This window comes from Leifsonia poae (assembly GCF_050632195.1).
Classification (GTDB): Bacteria; Actinomycetota; Actinomycetes; order Actinomycetales; family Microbacteriaceae; genus Leifsonia; species Leifsonia poae_C.
In genome coordinates, this window is sequence record NZ_CP192580.1 from 3,249,928 (window position 1) to 3,266,949 (window position 17,022).

Consider the following 17,022-nt stretch of genomic DNA (forward strand, 5'->3'; position numbering starts at 1 on the left):
CGGCGGACGTAACCGGGTAGCTCGTCACCGGGGGTAGCTCGTCACCGCTCGGTGACGACCGCCGTGCCCTGCCCGCTCGCGGCGAGCACGATCCCTTTCTCGCCCTCCGAATAGACCTCGCAGCGCACCACGGCCTGCCTGCGGGTCGTCCCGACCACGGTCGCGACGGCGCGCAGGTCGCCGGTGACAGGGCGCAGGTAGGAGATGGTGAGGCCCGAGGTCAGGATGCGCAGCCCGAGCCGCGTTCCCGCGGCGAATGTCACGGCATTGTCGATCGCGTAGGCGATCACTCCCCGTGCATGAACCCGAACTGCTGCAGTAGCTCCGGGCGGTAAGGGACGCGGAGCTCGGCCGTTCCCGGCTCGAACGCGACCAACTCGGCACCGATCAGTGCGCTGAACGGCTGCGCGGCGAATGCTCCCCGGGCAAGGGCGATCGCTTCGTTCCAGTCGCGCGCATCCCCGAATCCCGCACCATCGCTCGCTTCGCTCACGCGCTCATCCTGGCACGCGGCCTGGCCGCCGAGACCGAGTCGCGGCAAATCGACCTTCCCAGCGCTCGGGAAGGTCGATTCGGCGCGACTCAGGCGGCAGGCGGGGCGAGCGGCTCGGGGGCGGCGTGACGGCCGCGGGGGCGCGGCGGCGGGAGCAACTGACCGTCGTGCAGTTCGAGCACCCGGTCGGCCCTCGCCATCAGCAGCGGATCGTGGGTCGTGACCACGGCCGCGACTCCCGTGCCGTGCACCAGGTCGACGAGCAGGTCCATCATCGCGGCGCCGGTCACGCTGTCGAGCTGCCCGGTGGGTTCATCCGCGAACAGGATGCGCGGCCGCGCCGCGAGCGCCCGTGCGATCCCGACGCGCTGCTGCTGCCCGCCCGACAGCTCCGTCGGCCGCTGCCGGGCGTGGCCTGCAAGTCCGACCAGCTCGAGGAGTTCGGCAACCCGCGCATCCCTCTCACCGGCCGGGGTGCCGAGCAGACGCAACGGCACCTCGACGTTCTCGGCGGCGGAGAGAACGGGAACGAGACCGAAGGCCTGGAAGACGAACCCGATCTTCGACCGGCGCAACGCAACGAGCTCGTTCTCGCTTGCGGCGGTGAGCTCCACACCGTCGAGCCAGACACGGCCACCCGTGGGTGCGTCGAGACCGCCGAGGATGTTGAGCAGCGTCGTCTTGCCCGAACCCGAGCGACCCTTGACGACGAGCAGCTCCCCCGGATGCACCTCGAGCGACACCTGTGACACCGCCGTGACCGCGCCGGCCGCGGATTCGAAGACACGGGTGACATCCTCCGCGCGGAGAATCGGCTCAGACGTGGCCGCCGCGCCGCGAACCACGCCCGCACCTGCGTCGGGGTCCACAGCGGCTCCCTCATCCGTCTCAGCGAGCGTCATCCGTCTCCTCCTCGTCCTGGTGCGGCCAGACGCCGACGTGGTCGCTTTCGAGCGCGAGGCGCACGCGGTCGCGCATCCTGAGACTGGTCAAGTACTCGGGCGGCAGTTGCAGCCGCCCGACCCGGTCGAGAACGGCGAACTCTTCGGCGACCGTGTGCTCGTCACCCGTCTCGCTGACTCCGGTGCGGCGCAGGACCTCGGTCGAGGTGCGTCCATCACGGATCTGCACGGTTCGAGCCACATGCTCCGACACCGCGGGATCGTGAGTGACGATGAGCGTGGTGACACCCAGCTCCCGGTTGACCCCGCGCATCGCTTCGAGCACTTCGGCCGAGGTCGCCTCGTCGAGCTCGCCGGTCGGCTCGTCGGCCAGGAGGACGTGCGGGTCGTTGGCGAGCCCGACGGCGATGGCGACGCGCTGCTGTTCGCCGCCCGACATCTCGTTCGGGCGCCGGTCGGCGCAGTGGGTCACCTCCAGCAGATCGAGCAGCTCGCCCGATCGACGCTCGCGTCCCGGTGTGCCTGCGAGCGACATGGTCAGTGCGATGTTCTCGCGGGCGGTCAGGTAGGGCAGGAGGTTGCGCGAGGTCTGCTGCCAGACGAACCCCACTGTGCGCCTCCGGTAGTCGACGCGTTGCTTGGCCGTGAGTGCGAGCAGGTCGCGGCCGGCCACACTCGCTGCGCCCGCGGTCGGCTTGTCGAGGCCGGAAAGGATGCCGAGCAGCGTCGATTTGCCCGACCCTGACGCCCCGACGATCGCGACGAGCTCCCCGCTGCGCACGCGCAGGTTGAGTCCCTGCAGCGCCTGCACCTCCACGCCTTCCGCGGTGAAGATGCGCACCAGGTCGGAGCACAGGATGCTCGCATCCGCTCTCGACGCAGCCGCCATATCCGGGGCCGCTTCGGTTTCAACTGCCGTTCTTGTCATTCCTGTCCTCCTGCCCGCAGCACGGTCGCCGGCGATCTCCGCCGGGCGCCCGCGAGTGCGATGAGTGTGGCGACCAGGGTCACGGCCGCGAAACCGACCGCGGCGAGCGCGATCAGCATCGGGTCGACGACGATGGCCGGTTTGACGGGTCCGCCGGTGAAGCCGCTGAGGTTCACGGGCGCGAGCACGATCGCTGGCAGGGCGATGCCGACCAGGATGCCCGCGACCAGCCCGACGACCAGGATCGGCCCCAGCTCCCACGCCAGCAGCCCGCCCGTCTGCCGCGTCGTGAAGCCGATCGTGCGGAGGGTCGCCACCAGCCTGGTGCGGGATGCGGTGTTCATGACCAGTGTCAGCAGCAGCGCGCCGATGCACATCAGCGCGGCGAGCGCGATCGAGACGAGCGCGAGCAGTTCGAGTCCCGAGACGAGCGGCGCCTGGCGAAGCGCGGCCTGCTCGTCGACGGCGTCGCCGACGGTCGCCCCCTTACCCCCGATCCGCGCGAGGGCGGCGTGCACGGCCTGAGCATCCGCCCCCGGAGCGAGAGCGACGAGAACGGTCGCCGGCTGCCCGGTCACCTTCGCCGCATCCGGAAGCGCGGTCTTGTCGATGATCGCCCACTGCTCGTCGCGGATGTAGACGCCAGGGGCATAGTCGAACTGCGTCACAGCCAGGTGCACGTTCGTCTGCGCCGAGAGGATCGCGCTGGTGATCGGGATCTCGGTGTTCCAGCCCCCGATGACGGCGCCGGTCCGGTTCGGCAGTCCCGAGGTCAGTGCGGTCGCGACGCGTGCCTGCTCCGGGATGCCCTGCTGCACCTTCGCAAGCTCGGCCGGGTCGACCAGATAGCTCGACAGGTCGCCACCCTGCGTGCCGCCCTGGATGCGGAGCCCGCCCGCCCACTCGACGACCGCGGAGTGGGCGACACCGGGCACAGCGCGCAACTGCTTCACCTGCTCAGCTGTGAACGTGATCGGCGCGGTCACGCTGAGGTCGGCGCCGATGCGGGCGCGAGCCCCCTCCGCAATCCCGGCGCGCTCCGTCGTGAGCACACTCACCGAGAACACGGTGATGCTCACCCCGACCACGATCGCGAACACCGGCCAGAGCCCTCCGGCGCGCGAGCGCACCGCGCTCACTGCACCGACGTATGCGACCGGTCCCGGACGCCCGTGCAGCGTTCGCGCGAGCAGGCCGAGCGGGAACGCGTAGATCCGCAACACGATCAGGCAGGCTGCGAGGGCGATCAGGATGGGCGTCACGGCGAGCAGCGGATCCACACCGAGTCCCGCATCCGGAGCCGTGAGACCCCGTTGGAAGAGTGCCACGACGCCGAGAGCTGCCAGACCGACCACGAGGATCTCGAGCACCCAGCCCCAGCGGCGCCGGGCCAGACGCTCGCCGCGGAGGTCGTCTCGCGGACCGAGCGTTCCGGCAGCGACAGCGAGCACGATCGGAGGCGCGAGAGCACAGATCGCCGCCAGCGCGACAGAGGGGCCCGCGGAACCACCACGAGGGGTCAGGAGCAGAGCCGCGACCAGACCGAGAGCCGCCGCGGGAACGGAGACGATTGCACCCTCTACTGCGAGTCCGAAGCGCAACCGGGTGGATGACGCGCCGCGCGCGGCCATGAGCGCAAGCGCATCCCGTCGCCGTCCGAGCACGAGCCGAACGCCGAGCACGAGCACGGCGAGCGCGACGCCGAGCGGTCCCGCGGCGAGTATCGCGAAGAGCGTGTTCGCCGGCTGCGCCCGTGTGAGGAACTCGTCAAGGGTGTGAGAGAGGGAGGTACTGAACCGGAGCGCGGTCGGTGTTCCCCCGAGGGAGACCGTCGGCGCCGTCGCCAGGAAGTTGCCCAGCGCTCCCTGCACGGCAGGCAGTCCTGCGACCGTGAACGCCGACGGGTCGACCGGGAACCAGCCCTCGGTGGATGTGAACTCGAGGCGCTGCGCCAGCCGCGGCCACGACCCGGGATCGACCCACGCGACGGCGCCGTAGACCTTGCCGTGGTCGCCGTTGTCCGCGAAGCGGCCGTGATCGCGGCTCGGGTCGAGATTCCAGAAGTCCGCTTCGCCGTCTCGGGGATGCACCGTGCCGACCAGTTCGAGGCTGACGAGCGGGTCGGGGTAGAGCGATGCGCTCCGCGTCTCGCCGACCTTCCACGCCAGGAGCTTCGCCGCCGCGGTCGAGAGCACGACCTGCACCGTCGAGCCGTCGGTCAGGGTTGAGGGAAGCGCGGCGGGCCACCGGCCTGCGTCCAGCACTGACACATCCCGAAGCCGGTTGTATGCCTCGTACGTCACCGTGTAGCTGCTGTTCTGCGGGGCGCCGGCGGCCGACTGGATCCCCTGGTCGGCGCTCCGTGCCGCGAAATCGCCGGGCTCCGTGACCGCCAGGAGAGGCGGCTTCATCCCGGCCCGCACGCTTCTCAGGGCCGCAGGCATCGCCTTCCACGGCGCGTCGTTCGCGACCGGAGAGTACGAGAAGGTTCCCGCGCCCGCGCCAACCGTCGTGACGAGGTCGCGGGTGACCGGACTCGCGTTCGCCACTCGGTACTGGAGGTCGTCCGTCAGCTGCGTGCTCGCGAATCGCGGCCAGGCCGCCAGGGCGGTGGTCGCGACGAGCACGACGACACCGAGCAGGATGAGGCCACCCCGAAAAGCGGACATAGCACGCCAGGCGAGCCCCGCTGACGACAGCGACGACGTACGCGCGCTCATCGGGTCTCCTCCCGATACGCCGTGTCGGCGACCTGGCGGCGCACGGCTCTCCCGTAGAACCAGAGCACGACACCGATCGCGATAGCCACTGCGCCCAACGCGGCGACCAGGCCGACCACGTCGACGCGACCCTGCACCGCGAGCGTGCTCGGGGCGGTCACGACCGAGAGTCGCGCGAGCGCATTGCCCGCGAGCAAGAACACTGTCACGCCTCCGGCGAGGCCGAAGACCGCTGCCGCCGCCACGACGCCGAGCACCTCGACGCGGCGGCTGCGCGCCTGCTCACGGCCGCCCATCCCGACCGCCCTGAGCACGATGACCTCACCGCGCCGACGCCTCAGCAGCGCCGCGATCGCCGCCCCGAGTGCGACCAGGGCGAGGGCGGCGCAGCCTGCGGTTCCGAGCCACAGGCTCACGACCGCGCTCGACATGAAGCGCGAGACGAAGGTTCCGGATGCGGTGGTCACCACCGCATCCGGCCCCGACAGCTGACGAGCCACGGCGGCTGCAGCCTCGGTCTCGCCGGTGGCGATCCACACGGTGCCGAGCCGCGGCGCGCCGGGGGATGCGCGCAGCACCTGGTTGTCGAGCGAGCGCAGGTCGACAAGAGCCGCCGTCTCCTCACTTGTTCCAGGTATAGCGGGCACCACTCCCGCGACCTTCGCTTGGAGGTCCACCCACGGACCCTCGAGCTGGATGCTCTGGCCGGTCTCCAGTGCGCTGGAATCGGCGCTCGCCTGGGTGAAGACGACGGGGACGGTCGAGTCACCCGCGGCCATGAACCGGATCGCGTTGTCGGACCCGGCAGGGATCAGGGGCGAGCGATAGCCGATCGTCTCGCCGGCGAGCGCGTCGATGGCGAAGTTGTTGGTGAATGCCTTGCGCGCCGGGCCCCACTGCTGGTCGGTGGGCAGCGTGACTGCCGTGGCCGCGGATCCCGAACCTGCCCGGGTCGAGAGGGAGCTGACGGCGATGTCGGCGGCCGTGGCCGTCTCACCGGTTGCGACGTGGGTGTCGACTGCGACGAGCGTCCAGGGGCCGCCCGCGGGGAGGGCGGCTGCGACCGTGGTGTCGGAACCTGTGGCGGCACCCGTCGCCCTCGCGACCAGCGGGATCAGCTCGCCGGGCGCATCCGCGACCCAGAAGGTCACCCCGAGCGTCGGTGCTGCCGAACCGTCCGGCGTCACGACGGACGCCTTCGCTTCGATGCTCTTCGCCCCCGTCGACAGGGCTGCGCCACGCAGAGTTCCGCCCGAGCGAAGGCGCTCGGAGACCCCCGACGCGTCGAACATGTAGCCGCCGATCGGCGTGAGGTCGCCCAGCTTGCGCGCATCCACACCGATCAGGCCGATCGTCCCCTGGCCGAGCCCGACCTCGGTGTCGAGCACGGGCTCAGCCGTCGTGGCGCCAGGGATGCGCGTGAAGCTCTGCGCACCGACCGCATCCTCGGGCCCGCGAACGCTTCCGGCCACGCCGAGATCGACGCGCACGTCCGAACCGTTGACCAGAAGGGACGAGTCGCGCAGGAAGCCGCTCCACGTGCCGACGTACCCCGCCGAGAAGGTCGCGGCGCCGACCGTGAGCACGACCAGCGCGACCGGAGCCGCGAACAGTGCCAGACCTCGGCCGACCTGCCGTGCCGGGAGAACCGCTGCGAGCCCTCGCCCGCGAGCCGCGAGTCCTTCCACGCCGCCGGCGGCAGGGCCGAAGAGGAGCAGACCCAGCATGGCGATCGCGCACAGAACCGCGGCCGGGGCTATCACGCCGACCGGGTCGATCCGACCGTCGGCGGCGACGGGCGAGCCGAACGCGAGAAATCGCCACACCGTGATCCCGGCTGCGGCGAACGCGATCACAGCGAGTCCGGCCGACACCGCGGCGCGACCGCGACCGGCCTCGACGGCGCCACGTGCCCCGGTCGCCGAGCGCGCCGACAGGCCTGTGATGAGCAGGGCTGCGGCCATCGCCGCGACCACGACGGCGAGCGGCGGAACGGCCACCTCGACCACGCCGACCGGGCCCCCGACCGTGGCGACCAGCAAGATCTGGGCGACCACCAGCCCGACGAGCGCGCCGACGATCGCGACTGCCGCCGACTCGACCGCTCCCGCCCTGAGCAGGTCCTCCACCGTCGCACCGCGGGCGCGGAGCAGCCTCGTCTCAGGCAGTCGCGACCGCGCCAGCAGTTGAGCGAGCAGGATGAACGCGATCGCCGAGCACACCGCGAGAACCGCGAGCGGCACCGGCACGACCGCACTCAGCGCACCGACCGACTGCTGCATCGCGGCCACCGTCGACACTGCATTCCCGGTCGAGGAGAACGGGGAGGGGATGCCGCGTCGTCCTCGGTGAGCGCATCCGTGATGCCGGAGAAGCCCGCGTGCAGGCGCGCGAGCTGGCCGGCCGTCGTGCGCTCCGCATCCGGTGCCACCACCCACTGCGCCGCCGGTGTCGTCGACAGCGCCTCAAGCGCAGCCGGTGCGATCACCAACCGCCCATCGGTTCCGCCCGCGCCCGCCGTCACACCGAGCCAAGCCGTGGCCGACGGATGCGCGGCGCGCCACACCCCCGCGACCTTCAGGCTCACGTCGCCGTCGGCCCCCGCGACGACGAAGCTCTTGCCCGGCGCCACGCGCAACACCTCGGCCAGCTCGCGGTCGACGGCGACGGAGAAGGGCGAGTCGGTTGTTCCCGAACCTGCAACGTCGGGCCAGTCGCCTGAGACCAGGGACATGCGCGATTCGAGATCGTGGTCGGCCGAGAGCGCGAGCACCGATCGCCCAGCAGCCGTCGCTTCGGTGTCCGTTGCAGCACCGACCGGGACACTCGGCACGAAGGCGGTGCGGTCGACGTCGACCGTGGCTCCCGCGAAGCGTTTCGCGATGATCGACCGCACCGCGCGATCCTGCTCGGCCGCGTTCGAACCGAGCGACGCACGCAGCGATTGCGCGACCGACGAGGCCGGTCCGGCCGCAATACTCTGCCGCACTGCGACGGTCGGCGAACGCACGGCGAGCCCGACCATGGTGCTCGCGAGAAAGGTGACGACGAGAACCGTCACGGCCGTGGCGGTGAGCACGCCCGCCTGAGCCCGCGAACGGACGAGCCAGAACGCGCGAGGGCGATCGCTCGACCCGCCCCCAGCACGCATTTCTCGACTGTACCAACCGCGCGGCGGCAGCTAGGTCAAGCGGTGAAGCCCTCGTGTCGGATGCCCCACGCCACCGTCCAGCTCTCGCCCGGTTCGATCCAGCGCACTCCGCGACCGGAGTTCAGCGCATTGGCTGGCGCGGTCATCGGCTCGACCGCGATCGCGACGTCGGACGACGTCTCCGTGGCGAACGTCCGAGACGTGTACACCTGCACGTAGCCGAACGCGTCGTCGCCCCAGACGATCACCCGGCGGCCGTCGGGCGCTGACAGAACGTGGGACGCTCGGCCCCCGTCGAGTTCGACGTCCGCGAATCCGTCGTCCAGCTCGAGCTCGCCCACGCGGCGCCCCGCCCGCAGGTCGAAGCGTGTGCCGTCGACCGGCGTCTCGCCCACGACGTTCAGCCGATCGTCCACATCGAAATGGGTGCGCGCGGCGACGGTCACCGTCAACTCGCCGGTCGGCACATCCCCGATCTTGGGATACGGATGCGACCCGATCGCGACCGGTGCCGCCTCATCCCCCACGTTCTCGATCGTGTGGGTCACCGTCAGTCCGTCGGCATCGAGTGAGTGTTTCACCGTCGTCCAGAGCTCGAACGGGTAGCCGAGCTCTGGGAAGATCGATGCCGCCTGGGTGACGGACGACTCGTCGAGTTCGACCAATTCGTACGGCCGGTAGCGCAGCAATCCGTGAATGGCGTTGCCCCTTGCCGGCTCGGTGAGGGCCAGCTGTCGAATCGTTCCGTTGTGCGACCAGGCGCCGTTCTTCACGCGGTTGGGCCATGGGACCAGCACGATCCCGCATCCGGATGGCGGCGTCGCGTTGTCGGGGAACGTCTCGACGATGTCGACCCCGCCCACCCGCAGAGCGCGCAGGCCCGCGCCGACCTGCGTGACCGTGGCACTCACCGCGCCGGATGACAGCTGGAACTGATCTCCTGTGGGGGCTCGCATGGCCTCAAGAGTATTCCGCGCGGCAGCTACCCCGCCACGACGACGGCAAGACCGGATTCGCGCAGTTCCGCGACAGTGCCCGACGGCGCCGAGACGCCCGTGATCAGACCGTCGACCTCGTCGAGCGAGGCGATCCGGCCGAGATGGGTGCGGCCGAGTTTGGAGCCGTCCGCCACCACGATCGCGCGGGTGGCAGCGCCGACCATCACGCGCTTGAGGTCGGCCTCGGGAAGGTTCACGTTGGTGATGCCGCCCGTCGGATGCACCCCCGTGCAGCCGACGAAGGCGAGGTCGGCGTGCATCCTGTCGAGCAGCACGGAGGCCAAGGGCTCGACCAGCGAGTGCTGCAGCGGGCGAAGCGTGCCGCCCGTGACGATCACCTCGAAGCGCGGGATGGCCCGCTCGAGCTCCAGCGCGATGGTCAGGCCGTTCGTGATCACGGTGACATCGTCGAGGTCGGTGCGCTCGACCAGGGCTCGGGCGATCGCCGTCGTCGTCGTTCCGACGTCCAGGATGAGGCTCGACCCCGACTCGACCGAGGCCGCTGCCGCGATCGCGATGCTGCGCTTCTCGTCGGCGGACGCCTCCAGCGCCTCCTCGAAGCTCGATTCGCGCATCCCTGCGCCTCGGAGCACGGCGCCACCGTGGACGCGACGGATGCTCTGCTGCTGATCGAGCAGATCGAGGTCGCTGCGCACGGTGACGTCGGAGACCTGGAACGCTTCGCTGAGGTCGCCGACGCGAACGAACCCGTGGCGCCCAATCAGGTCGAGCATCCGTTCGCGCCGAAGGGCGGCGGGCAGCGGTTCCGTCATGCTGCCATCGTCGGCCGCTTGCGTTTACTTGTCAATACGAAAGTCAGCGACTACATTTACTTTCGAAAACGAAAGGTGGCCATGTCTTCGATCACGAAGCGCGAGCACCGTCTCTCCGACGGCCGCGACCTCATCTACTACGACGATGCGGACACGACCCTCTTGCCCGAGCGCGCGCCCGACCTCCGTGAGCCCGCGCCGCGACCGGCCACCGCCACCATGCGCCAGGATCCCCTCACGGGCGAATGGATCTCGATCGCCGCTTCCCGGCAGAACCGAGTGTTCCTTCCGCCCGCCGAACTGGATCCCCTGGCACCGGCCAGTCCCGGTAACCCCTCCGAGGTGCCGAGCCTCTACGACGTCGCCGTGTTCGAGAACAAGTCGCCGTCGTTCGGACCGCTCCTGCAGGACGGGAACGCGCCGGAAGGAGTGGACGATCTCGCGACGATCGGTCTCGGCCGCACCCGCACATCCGTCGGCCGCTGCGAGGTCGTCTGCTTCAGCCCCGAGACGACCGGATCCTTTGGCAGTCTCACACCCTCGCGTGCCCGGACCGTCATCGAAGCCTGGGCCGACCGCACAGCCGCACTGTCGGCGATGCCGGGCGTGCAGCAGGTCTTCCCGTTCGAGAATCGCGGCGAGGCGATCGGGGTGACGCTGCACCACCCGCATGGACAGATCTACGCGTACCCGTATGTGACGCCGCGGACCAGCGCGCTCATCCGATCGCTCGAGAACTACGGCCCCACTCTGTTCGCCGACATCCTCGAGCGAGAGCGAGCGTCCGAGCGAGTCATCCTCGCGGGAGAGCACTGGACGGCGTTCGTGCCGTTCGCCGCGCGCTGGCCGATCGAGGTGCACATCCTGCCGCACCGTCACGTCGCCGACCTCACGGAGACCTCGGCAGAAGAGCGTGACGAGTTGGCCACGCTCTACCTGCGCGTGCTGCGGGGTGTGGATGCGCTCTACGACTCCCCGACGCCATACATCGCCGCCTGGCACCAGGCCCCGGTCGGCATCCGTCGCGACGAGATCCGGCTCATGCTGCAGCTCACGTCGCCGCGGCGGGCCGCCGATAAGCTGAAGTTCCTGGCCGGCTCGGAGTCGGCGATGGGCGCCTGGATCGGGGACATCCCGCCGGAGCAGGCGGCCGATCGACTCCGCGACGCCATCGCCCGCGCCGACGTGGAGAACCCGGTCGGCGAGCTCCCGGCGGGGATCAGCGGCCTCGGCGGAATGGCCTGACCGGCCGCCGACGTTTGCTCCTTCCGTACGACACGCAGCCCCGCCCCGCATCCCTCTACCCGCAGTCCACGAACCTCGCAGCACGCGCAACGCCCCGAAAGGCTCACCGATGACCGACCTTCGCACCGACACGCTCGACAGCTTCGCCGAGATCTTCGGCCGCCGCGCCGACGGGCTCTGGTCGGCACCCGGCCGGGTGAACCTCATCGGCGAGCACACCGACTACAACGAGGGCTTCGTGCTCCCGTTCGCAATCAACCGTCGCACCGTCGTGGCCCTCGGCCTGCGCGACGACCGCAAGGCGCGGGTCGGCAGCTCGTTCGCCGACGAACTGGTCGAGATCGACCTCGCCGATCTGACGCCCGAGGCGCTCAGCGGCTGGTCGGCATACCCGCTCGGCGTCGCGTGGGCGCTCGGCGAGTTCGGCGCCGACCTGGATGCGGTGCCCGGCTTCGACATCCTGATCGACTCGAATGTGCCTGTCGGCGCCGGGCTCTCGTCGTCGGCGGCCATCGAGAGCGCCGTGGGCAGCGCACTCAACGACGTGTGGCAGCTCGGGCTCGACCGTCGCACCCTGGCACGGGTCGGCCAGCGTTCAGAGAACATCGTCGTCGGAGCGCCGACCGGCATCATGGACCAGTCCGCATCTCTGCTCGGCGAGCCCGACGCCGCGGTTTTCCTCGACTGCCGCTCGCTCGAATCGCAGACGATCCCGCTCGGGCTCGAAGCCGCGGGCCTTGAGATCCTGATCATCGACACCAACGTCGAGCACGCCCACGCGACCGGCGGGTACGCCGAGCGTCGCGCATCCTGTGAGGCCGGAGCGCGGGCACTGGGCGTCGAGTCGCTGCGCGATGTCGGGATCGACGACCTTACCCGTGCGCGCGAGGTGCTCGACGACGTCACGTTCCGCCGCGTGCGTCATGTCGTCACCGAGAACCAGCGAGTGCTCGACACCGTGCGCACCCTCCGCGAGCAGGGGCCGACCGCGATCGGCGAGCTGCTCGACGCATCGCACCGCTCGATGCGCGACGACTTCGAGATCTCGGTGCCGGAACTCGACCTCGCCGTCGAGACAGCGCAGGCCAACGGCGCGATCGGCGCCCGGATGACCGGCGGCGGCTTCGGTGGCTCGGCGATCGCCCTCGTGCCGCGGGATGCGCTGTCGCGCGTCCTGGTCGCGCTCGACGGAGCATTCGCCGAGAACGGATTCGGTCAGCCCGATCTCTTCACCGTCACCCCGTCGGAGGGCGCGAAGCGCGAGAATTGAGGGCATGACCTCCGCCGAAGTGACCTGGCTCGACGACGACACCGCACAGATCCGTCAACCCAAGAAGTCGCACTGGGAGGCGCCGTTCCTCTTCCTGCTCTTCGGGCGGGATCGCGCCCTCCTGCTCGACACCGGCGCGACCGACGATGAGACGATCTTCCCCCTGCGCGAGACGATCGACCAGCTGATCGAGAACTGGCTGCGGCGGCATCCCGCGCGGTTCACTCGGCCGTACGAGCTGATCGTCGCGCACACTCACGCGCACGGCGACCACATCGCGGGCGACCAGTTGCTCGCCGATCGGCCGGGAACCGTCGTCCTCGGCACGACACCCGCCGAGGTGATCGCGTTCTTCGGATTCCAGTCCTGGCCCGACGAGGTCGTCGAGGTGCATCTGGGCGGACGCACCGTCGACGCCATCGGCGGACCCGGACACGAACCGTCCGCGATCGTGTTCTACGATCGCGCGACGCGCATCCTGTTCACCGGCGACACGGTCTGCCCGGGCAACCTGTACGTGCGCGATCGGGGCGAGTTCGTGCGCACCATCGACCGGCTCATCCGGTTTCGGGATGCGCAGCCCAAGCACATCCGCAGCCTCCTCGGCGCCCACATCGAGATGTCGAAGAAGAAGGGCGTCGACTACCCGCCCGGAACCGTGCACCAGCCGCACGAGGCGCCGCTCGCGCTGCCGCCGAGCATCCTGGACGAGGTGAGGGCCGCGCTGGACGAGCCCGGCGAGCGCGTTGTGCGCGATCGCTTCATCGTCGCGAACGTCGGCTGAGCACGTCGGCTGAGTACGTCGGCTGAGTACGTCGGCTGAGTACGTCGGCTTAGTACGTCGGCTGAGTATGCTGGCGCGGTGAACATCCTGTCACTCGCCGACGGCACCTCCCCGACCGTCGCGCCCACCGCTTGGATCGCCCCGGGAGCGGTCGTCGTCGGCCGCGTGCACCTGCACGACGCGTCGAGCGTCTGGTACAACGCGGTGCTGCGTGCCGAGGCCGAAGACATCGTCATCGGCGAGCGCAGCAACATCCAGGACAACGTGTCCTGCCACGTCGACAGAGGCTTCCCCTCACACTCGGGGCCGACGTCTCGGTGGGCCATAACGCCGTGCTGCACGGCTGCACGATCGAAGACGGCGTCCTGGTCGGGATGCACGCCACGGTACTCAACGGAGCCGTCGTCGGCGCCGGGTCGCTGCTCGCCGCGGGGACGGTCGTGCTCGAGGGCGCGATCATCCCGCCAGGATCCCTCGTGGCAGGAGTGCCGGGCAAGGTGCGCCGCGAGCTGACGGACGAGGAGCGGGCGGGCATCCTGGCGAACGCGGCCGGCTACCTCACCCACACCGCCGAGCACCGCGGCGCCTGAGCGGCCGCGCCGCGCGGCGAGGCTTAGAGTTCGGAGGGCTCGACCGGAGTCGGGTCGCCGCCGGTCAGCCGCAGAAGCTCGTCGAAGGTGGTCGGGAAGACCGTGTGGGCGTGGCCCGCGGCCGCCCAGACCTCCGGATAGTCGGCGAGCGCCACATCCACGACCGTGCGGATCGGAGCGGGATGCCCGACCGGCGCGACCCCGCCGATCGTCTGCCCGGTCGCGGCCTTCACGGTGTCTGCATCGGCGCGACGGATGCGTCCGCCGAGTCGCTCACCCAGGAACGCGGTGTCGACGCGGTGAGCGCCCGAGGTCATGACGAGCAGCGGCTCGCCGTCGATCGTGAACACGAGGGAGTTGGCGATCGCGCCGACCTCGATCCCGAGCTCGGCTGCGGCGGACACGGCGGTCGGCGTCGCCGTCTCGAACCACCGGATGCGCGGCTCGACACCGGCGGCCACGAGCACGCTCTTCACACGCTCGACCGCGTCGTGCGTCCGCTCCACCGCCGCGCTCCGCGCGCCGCTCTCGCCGTGCTCGCTCACGCCCTGCTCGCCCACGTCCCGCACCCCTCTCGTTCCGCCGTCATCGCCGCCGAGTTGCGGCAGATCGACCCTCCCGGTCGCCCGGAAGGTCGATCTGCCGCAACTCACGGCTCGTGCGTCTACTCTGCCAGTGCGCGCTCGGCCGATTCCACCACGTTCTGCAGCAGCAGCGCGCGGGTCATCGGGCCGACACCGCCCGGGTTCGGCGAGATCCAGGATGCGACCTCGGCCACATCCGCCGCCACGTCCCCGGCGACCCGGCTCTTCCCGGTGACGGGATCCTCGATGCGGCTCACGCCGACGTCGAGCACGATCGCTCCCGGCTTCACGTTTGCGGCGCTGACAAGGTCGGCCACGCCCGCGGCCGCGACGATGACGTCGGCGCGACGCAGGTGCGCATCCAGGTCCACAGTGCCGGTGTGGGTCAGAGTGACGGTCGCATTGACGTCGCGCCGCGTGAGTAGCGAGCCGATCGCGCGGCCGACGGTGACACCGCGGCCGACGACCACCACATCCTTGCCGTTGAGGTCGATGCCGTGGCGCTGCATCAGGTCGATCACGCCGCGCGGTGTGCAGGGCAGCGGCGTTGTGATCGGGCGGTTGACGTTGAGCACGAGGCGGCCGAGATTCGTCGGGTGCAGGCCGTCAGCATCCTTCGCCGGGTCGACAAGTTCGAGGATGGCATCGGTGTCGATGTGCGGCGGCAGCGGCAGCTGAACGATGAAGCCGGTGCAGTCGGGGTCGCCGTTCAGCTCCTCGATCACGGCCTCGAGCTCTGCCTGGGAGACGTCGGCGGGCAGATCGCGGCGGATCGACGAGATGCCGACCTCGGCGCAGTCACGGTGCTTGCCCGCGACGTACCACTGCGATCCGGGGTCGTCGCCGACGAGCACCGTTCCGAGGCCCGGCACCACGCCGCGCTCGCGCAGAGCATCCACGCGCACCTTCAGCTCGGCCTTGATCTCGCTCGCCGTCTTCTTGCCGTCCAGAATCTGTGCGGTCATGTCTCACTCCTTCGGTTCACGCAATCGAGTCCAGCCAGAATCCCCTTTTCGTCGCGCGAAAGCGGGATTCTTCCTGGACTCGATGGCTGGGGAGGGTTGGGGAGGTGGGGATCGAGCGGCAGCTAGATCGAGGAGGGGAGCTCGACGGGGAAAGCGTCCTGCCCCGACGGGGTCAGCCCCGGGTAGAGCGGGAACGCGGCGGTCAGCGCGGCGACGCGGCCACGGAGCGCGCCCGTGTCGGCACCCGGCTGGAGCGCGGCTGCGATGATCTCGGCCACCTCGACGAACTCGGCGTCGCCGAAACCGCGGGTCGCGAGCGCGGGCGTGCCGATGCGGAGCCCCGACGTGACCATCGGCGGCCTCGGGTCGAACGGAACCGCGTTGCGGTTGACCGTGATGCCGACCTCGTGCAGCACGTCCTCGGCCTGCTGGCCGTCGAGCTGCGAGTTGCGCAGGTCGGCGAGCACGAGGTGCACGTCGGTGCCGCCGGTGAGAACATCGACGCCGCCGGCCCGCGAGTCGTCGGCGGTGAGACGGTCGGCGACGATCTGGGCGCCGCGGATGGTGCGCTCCTGACGGTCGCGGAACTCATCGGTCGCGGCGAGCTTGAACGCGGTCGCCTTGGCGGCGATCACGTGCATGAGCGGTCCGCCCTGCTGGCCCGGGAACACGTTCGAGTTGAGCTTCTTCGCGAGCTCCGTGTCGCGTGCCACGATGAAGCCCGAGCGGGGTCCGCCGATGGTCTTGTGCACGGTCGAGCTCACCACGTCGGCGAAGGGGACGGGCGACGGATGCAGTCCAGCGGCCACGAGACCGGCGAAGTGCGCCATGTCCACCCAGAGCTTCGCACCGACCTCGTCCGCGATGGCGCGGAACGCCGCGAAGTCGAGGTGACGCGAGTACGCGGACCAGCCGGCGATGATGACCTGCGGCTTGTGCTCCAGCGCCTTGTCGCGCACGACGTTCATGTCGACGAGGAAGGACTGCGGGTCGACGCCGTAGGAGACGGCGTTGTAGAGCTTGCCCGAGAAGTTGAGCTTCATGCCGTGGGTGAGGTGTCCGCCGTGAGCGAGTTCCAGGCCGAGGATGGTGTCGCCCGGCGTCGCGATGGCCGACAGCACGGCCGCGTTGGCGCTCGCGCCCGAGTGGGGCTGCACGTTGGCGTACTCGGCGCCGAACAGGCTCTTCGCCCGGTCGATCGCGAGCTGCTCGGCGATGTCCACGTACTCGCAGCCGCCGTAGTAGCGACGGCCCGGGTAGCCCTCGGCGTACTTGTTGGTCAGCACCGAGCCGACCGACTCGAGCACAGCGCGCGGAACGAAGTTCTCGGACGCGATCATCTCGAGGTAGTCGCGCTGGCGACCGAGCTCGAGCTGCAGGACCTCGGCGATCTCCGGGTCGACCTCGGCGAGCGGCGCGGTGAAGCTTGAGGGAACAGTGTCAGTCAAAACTGGCTCCTTAATGACAGGGATGGGAACAGGATTCCTTGTCGACCCAGGCGCGCGGCCGAATCCGCCCCCGCTGATCAAAGGCATTTTGTCGCTCCCCAATGGTGACCATTTGAGCGCCAGTCGCGACGCCGCCCAGCTTAGCAAAGGCCGCCGCCCGGTCCAGACCTT

The 17,022-nt window shown here is 70.1% G+C and carries 15 protein-coding genes, 1 pseudogene and 1 riboswitch; of the genes and pseudogenes, 4 read left to right on the plus strand and 12 right to left on the minus strand.

Features of this window, described 5'->3' with window-relative positions:
• Positions 1 to 41 precede the first annotated feature (41 nt).
• From ACQ86A_RS16395 to ACQ86A_RS16435, 9 genes are all read right to left on the minus strand, one after another.
• A complete protein-coding gene (locus tag ACQ86A_RS16395; RefSeq protein WP_431278018.1) occupies positions 42 to 290 on the minus strand; it encodes a PaaI family thioesterase in 249 nt (82 codons plus the stop codon).
• Positions 287 to 493, minus strand: a complete 207-nt coding sequence (locus ACQ86A_RS16400; RefSeq protein WP_431278019.1) for a PaaI family thioesterase — start codon at positions 491 to 493, stop codon at positions 287 to 289. The genes ACQ86A_RS16395 and ACQ86A_RS16400 overlap by 4 nt, the downstream gene beginning before the upstream one ends.
• A gap of 89 nt (positions 494 to 582) precedes the next feature.
• Complete coding sequence (locus tag ACQ86A_RS16405; protein WP_431278020.1) at positions 583 to 1,395, minus strand: ABC transporter ATP-binding protein; 813 nt, start codon at positions 1,393 to 1,395, stop codon at positions 583 to 585.
• Positions 1,382 to 2,323: an ABC transporter ATP-binding protein gene (locus ACQ86A_RS16410; RefSeq protein ID WP_431278021.1), complete on the minus strand. Its 942-nt coding sequence runs from the start codon at positions 2,321 to 2,323 to the stop codon at positions 1,382 to 1,384. The genes ACQ86A_RS16405 and ACQ86A_RS16410 overlap by 14 nt, the downstream gene beginning before the upstream one ends.
• On the minus strand, positions 2,320 to 5,043 hold the full coding sequence (locus ACQ86A_RS16415) for an ABC transporter permease (RefSeq protein WP_431278022.1): 2,724 nt from the start codon (positions 5,041 to 5,043) through the stop codon (positions 2,320 to 2,322). Before ACQ86A_RS16415 ends, ACQ86A_RS16410 begins: the two co-directional genes overlap by 4 nt.
• Positions 5,040 to 7,325: an FtsX-like permease family protein gene (locus tag ACQ86A_RS16420; RefSeq protein WP_431278023.1), complete on the minus strand. Its 2,286-nt coding sequence runs from the start codon at positions 7,323 to 7,325 to the stop codon at positions 5,040 to 5,042. Before ACQ86A_RS16420 ends, ACQ86A_RS16415 begins: the two co-directional genes overlap by 4 nt.
• Entirely contained in the window at positions 7,301 to 8,194 is an 894-nt protein-coding gene (locus ACQ86A_RS16425) for a hypothetical protein (RefSeq protein WP_431278024.1), read from the minus strand. The genes ACQ86A_RS16420 and ACQ86A_RS16425 overlap by 25 nt, the downstream gene beginning before the upstream one ends.
• Positions 8,195 to 8,229: 35 nt before the next feature.
• On the minus strand, positions 8,230 to 9,150 hold the full coding sequence (locus ACQ86A_RS16430) for an aldose 1-epimerase family protein (RefSeq protein ID WP_431278025.1): 921 nt from the start codon (positions 9,148 to 9,150) through the stop codon (positions 8,230 to 8,232).
• 26 nt (positions 9,151 to 9,176) lie between these two features.
• The gene (locus tag ACQ86A_RS16435) at positions 9,177 to 9,965 is read right to left on the minus strand and encodes a DeoR/GlpR family DNA-binding transcription regulator (protein ID WP_431278026.1); all 789 of its coding nucleotides are present in this window, start codon (positions 9,963 to 9,965) and stop codon (positions 9,177 to 9,179) included.
• A gap of 81 nt (positions 9,966 to 10,046) precedes the next feature.
• Here ACQ86A_RS16435 and galT point away from each other — a divergent pair, with 81 nt between their 5' ends.
• The 4 genes and pseudogenes from galT (at position 10,047) to ACQ86A_RS16455 (ending at position 13,854) form a co-directional block, all read left to right on the plus strand.
• On the plus strand, positions 10,047 to 11,210 hold the full coding sequence (gene galT, locus ACQ86A_RS16440) for a galactose-1-phosphate uridylyltransferase (RefSeq protein WP_431278027.1): 1,164 nt from the start codon (positions 10,047 to 10,049) through the stop codon (positions 11,208 to 11,210).
• 109 nt (positions 11,211 to 11,319) lie between these two features.
• Positions 11,320 to 12,480, plus strand: coding sequence for a galactokinase (galK, locus tag ACQ86A_RS16445; RefSeq protein WP_431278028.1), 1,161 nt, complete (start codon positions 11,320 to 11,322; stop codon positions 12,478 to 12,480).
• A 4-nt stretch (positions 12,481 to 12,484) separates the two neighbouring features.
• Positions 12,485 to 13,264 (plus strand): MBL fold metallo-hydrolase, encoded by a 780-nt coding sequence (locus tag ACQ86A_RS16450; RefSeq protein WP_431278029.1) that lies wholly within the window; start codon positions 12,485 to 12,487, stop codon positions 13,262 to 13,264.
• A 78-nt stretch (positions 13,265 to 13,342) separates the two neighbouring features.
• Positions 13,343 to 13,854: pseudogene (locus ACQ86A_RS16455) on the plus strand (gamma carbonic anhydrase family protein).
• Between the two features lie 23 nt (positions 13,855 to 13,877).
• Here the strand turns inward: ACQ86A_RS16455 and ACQ86A_RS16460 are convergent.
• From ACQ86A_RS16460 to glyA, 3 genes are all read right to left on the minus strand, one after another.
• Entirely contained in the window at positions 13,878 to 14,360 is a 483-nt protein-coding gene (locus tag ACQ86A_RS16460) for a YbaK/EbsC family protein (RefSeq protein WP_431280468.1), read from the minus strand.
• Between the two features lie 158 nt (positions 14,361 to 14,518).
• Positions 14,519 to 15,403, minus strand: a complete 885-nt coding sequence (locus ACQ86A_RS16465; RefSeq protein WP_431278030.1) for a bifunctional methylenetetrahydrofolate dehydrogenase/methenyltetrahydrofolate cyclohydrolase — start codon at positions 15,401 to 15,403, stop codon at positions 14,519 to 14,521.
• 122 nt (positions 15,404 to 15,525) lie between these two features.
• On the minus strand, positions 15,526 to 16,851 hold the full coding sequence (gene glyA / locus ACQ86A_RS16470; RefSeq protein ID WP_431278031.1) for a serine hydroxymethyltransferase: 1,326 nt from the start codon (positions 16,849 to 16,851) through the stop codon (positions 15,526 to 15,528).
• Positions 16,852 to 16,888: 37 nt separating this feature from the next.
• A riboswitch (ZMP/ZTP riboswitch) is annotated at positions 16,889 to 16,988 on the minus strand.
• Positions 16,989 to 17,022 lie beyond the last annotated feature (34 nt).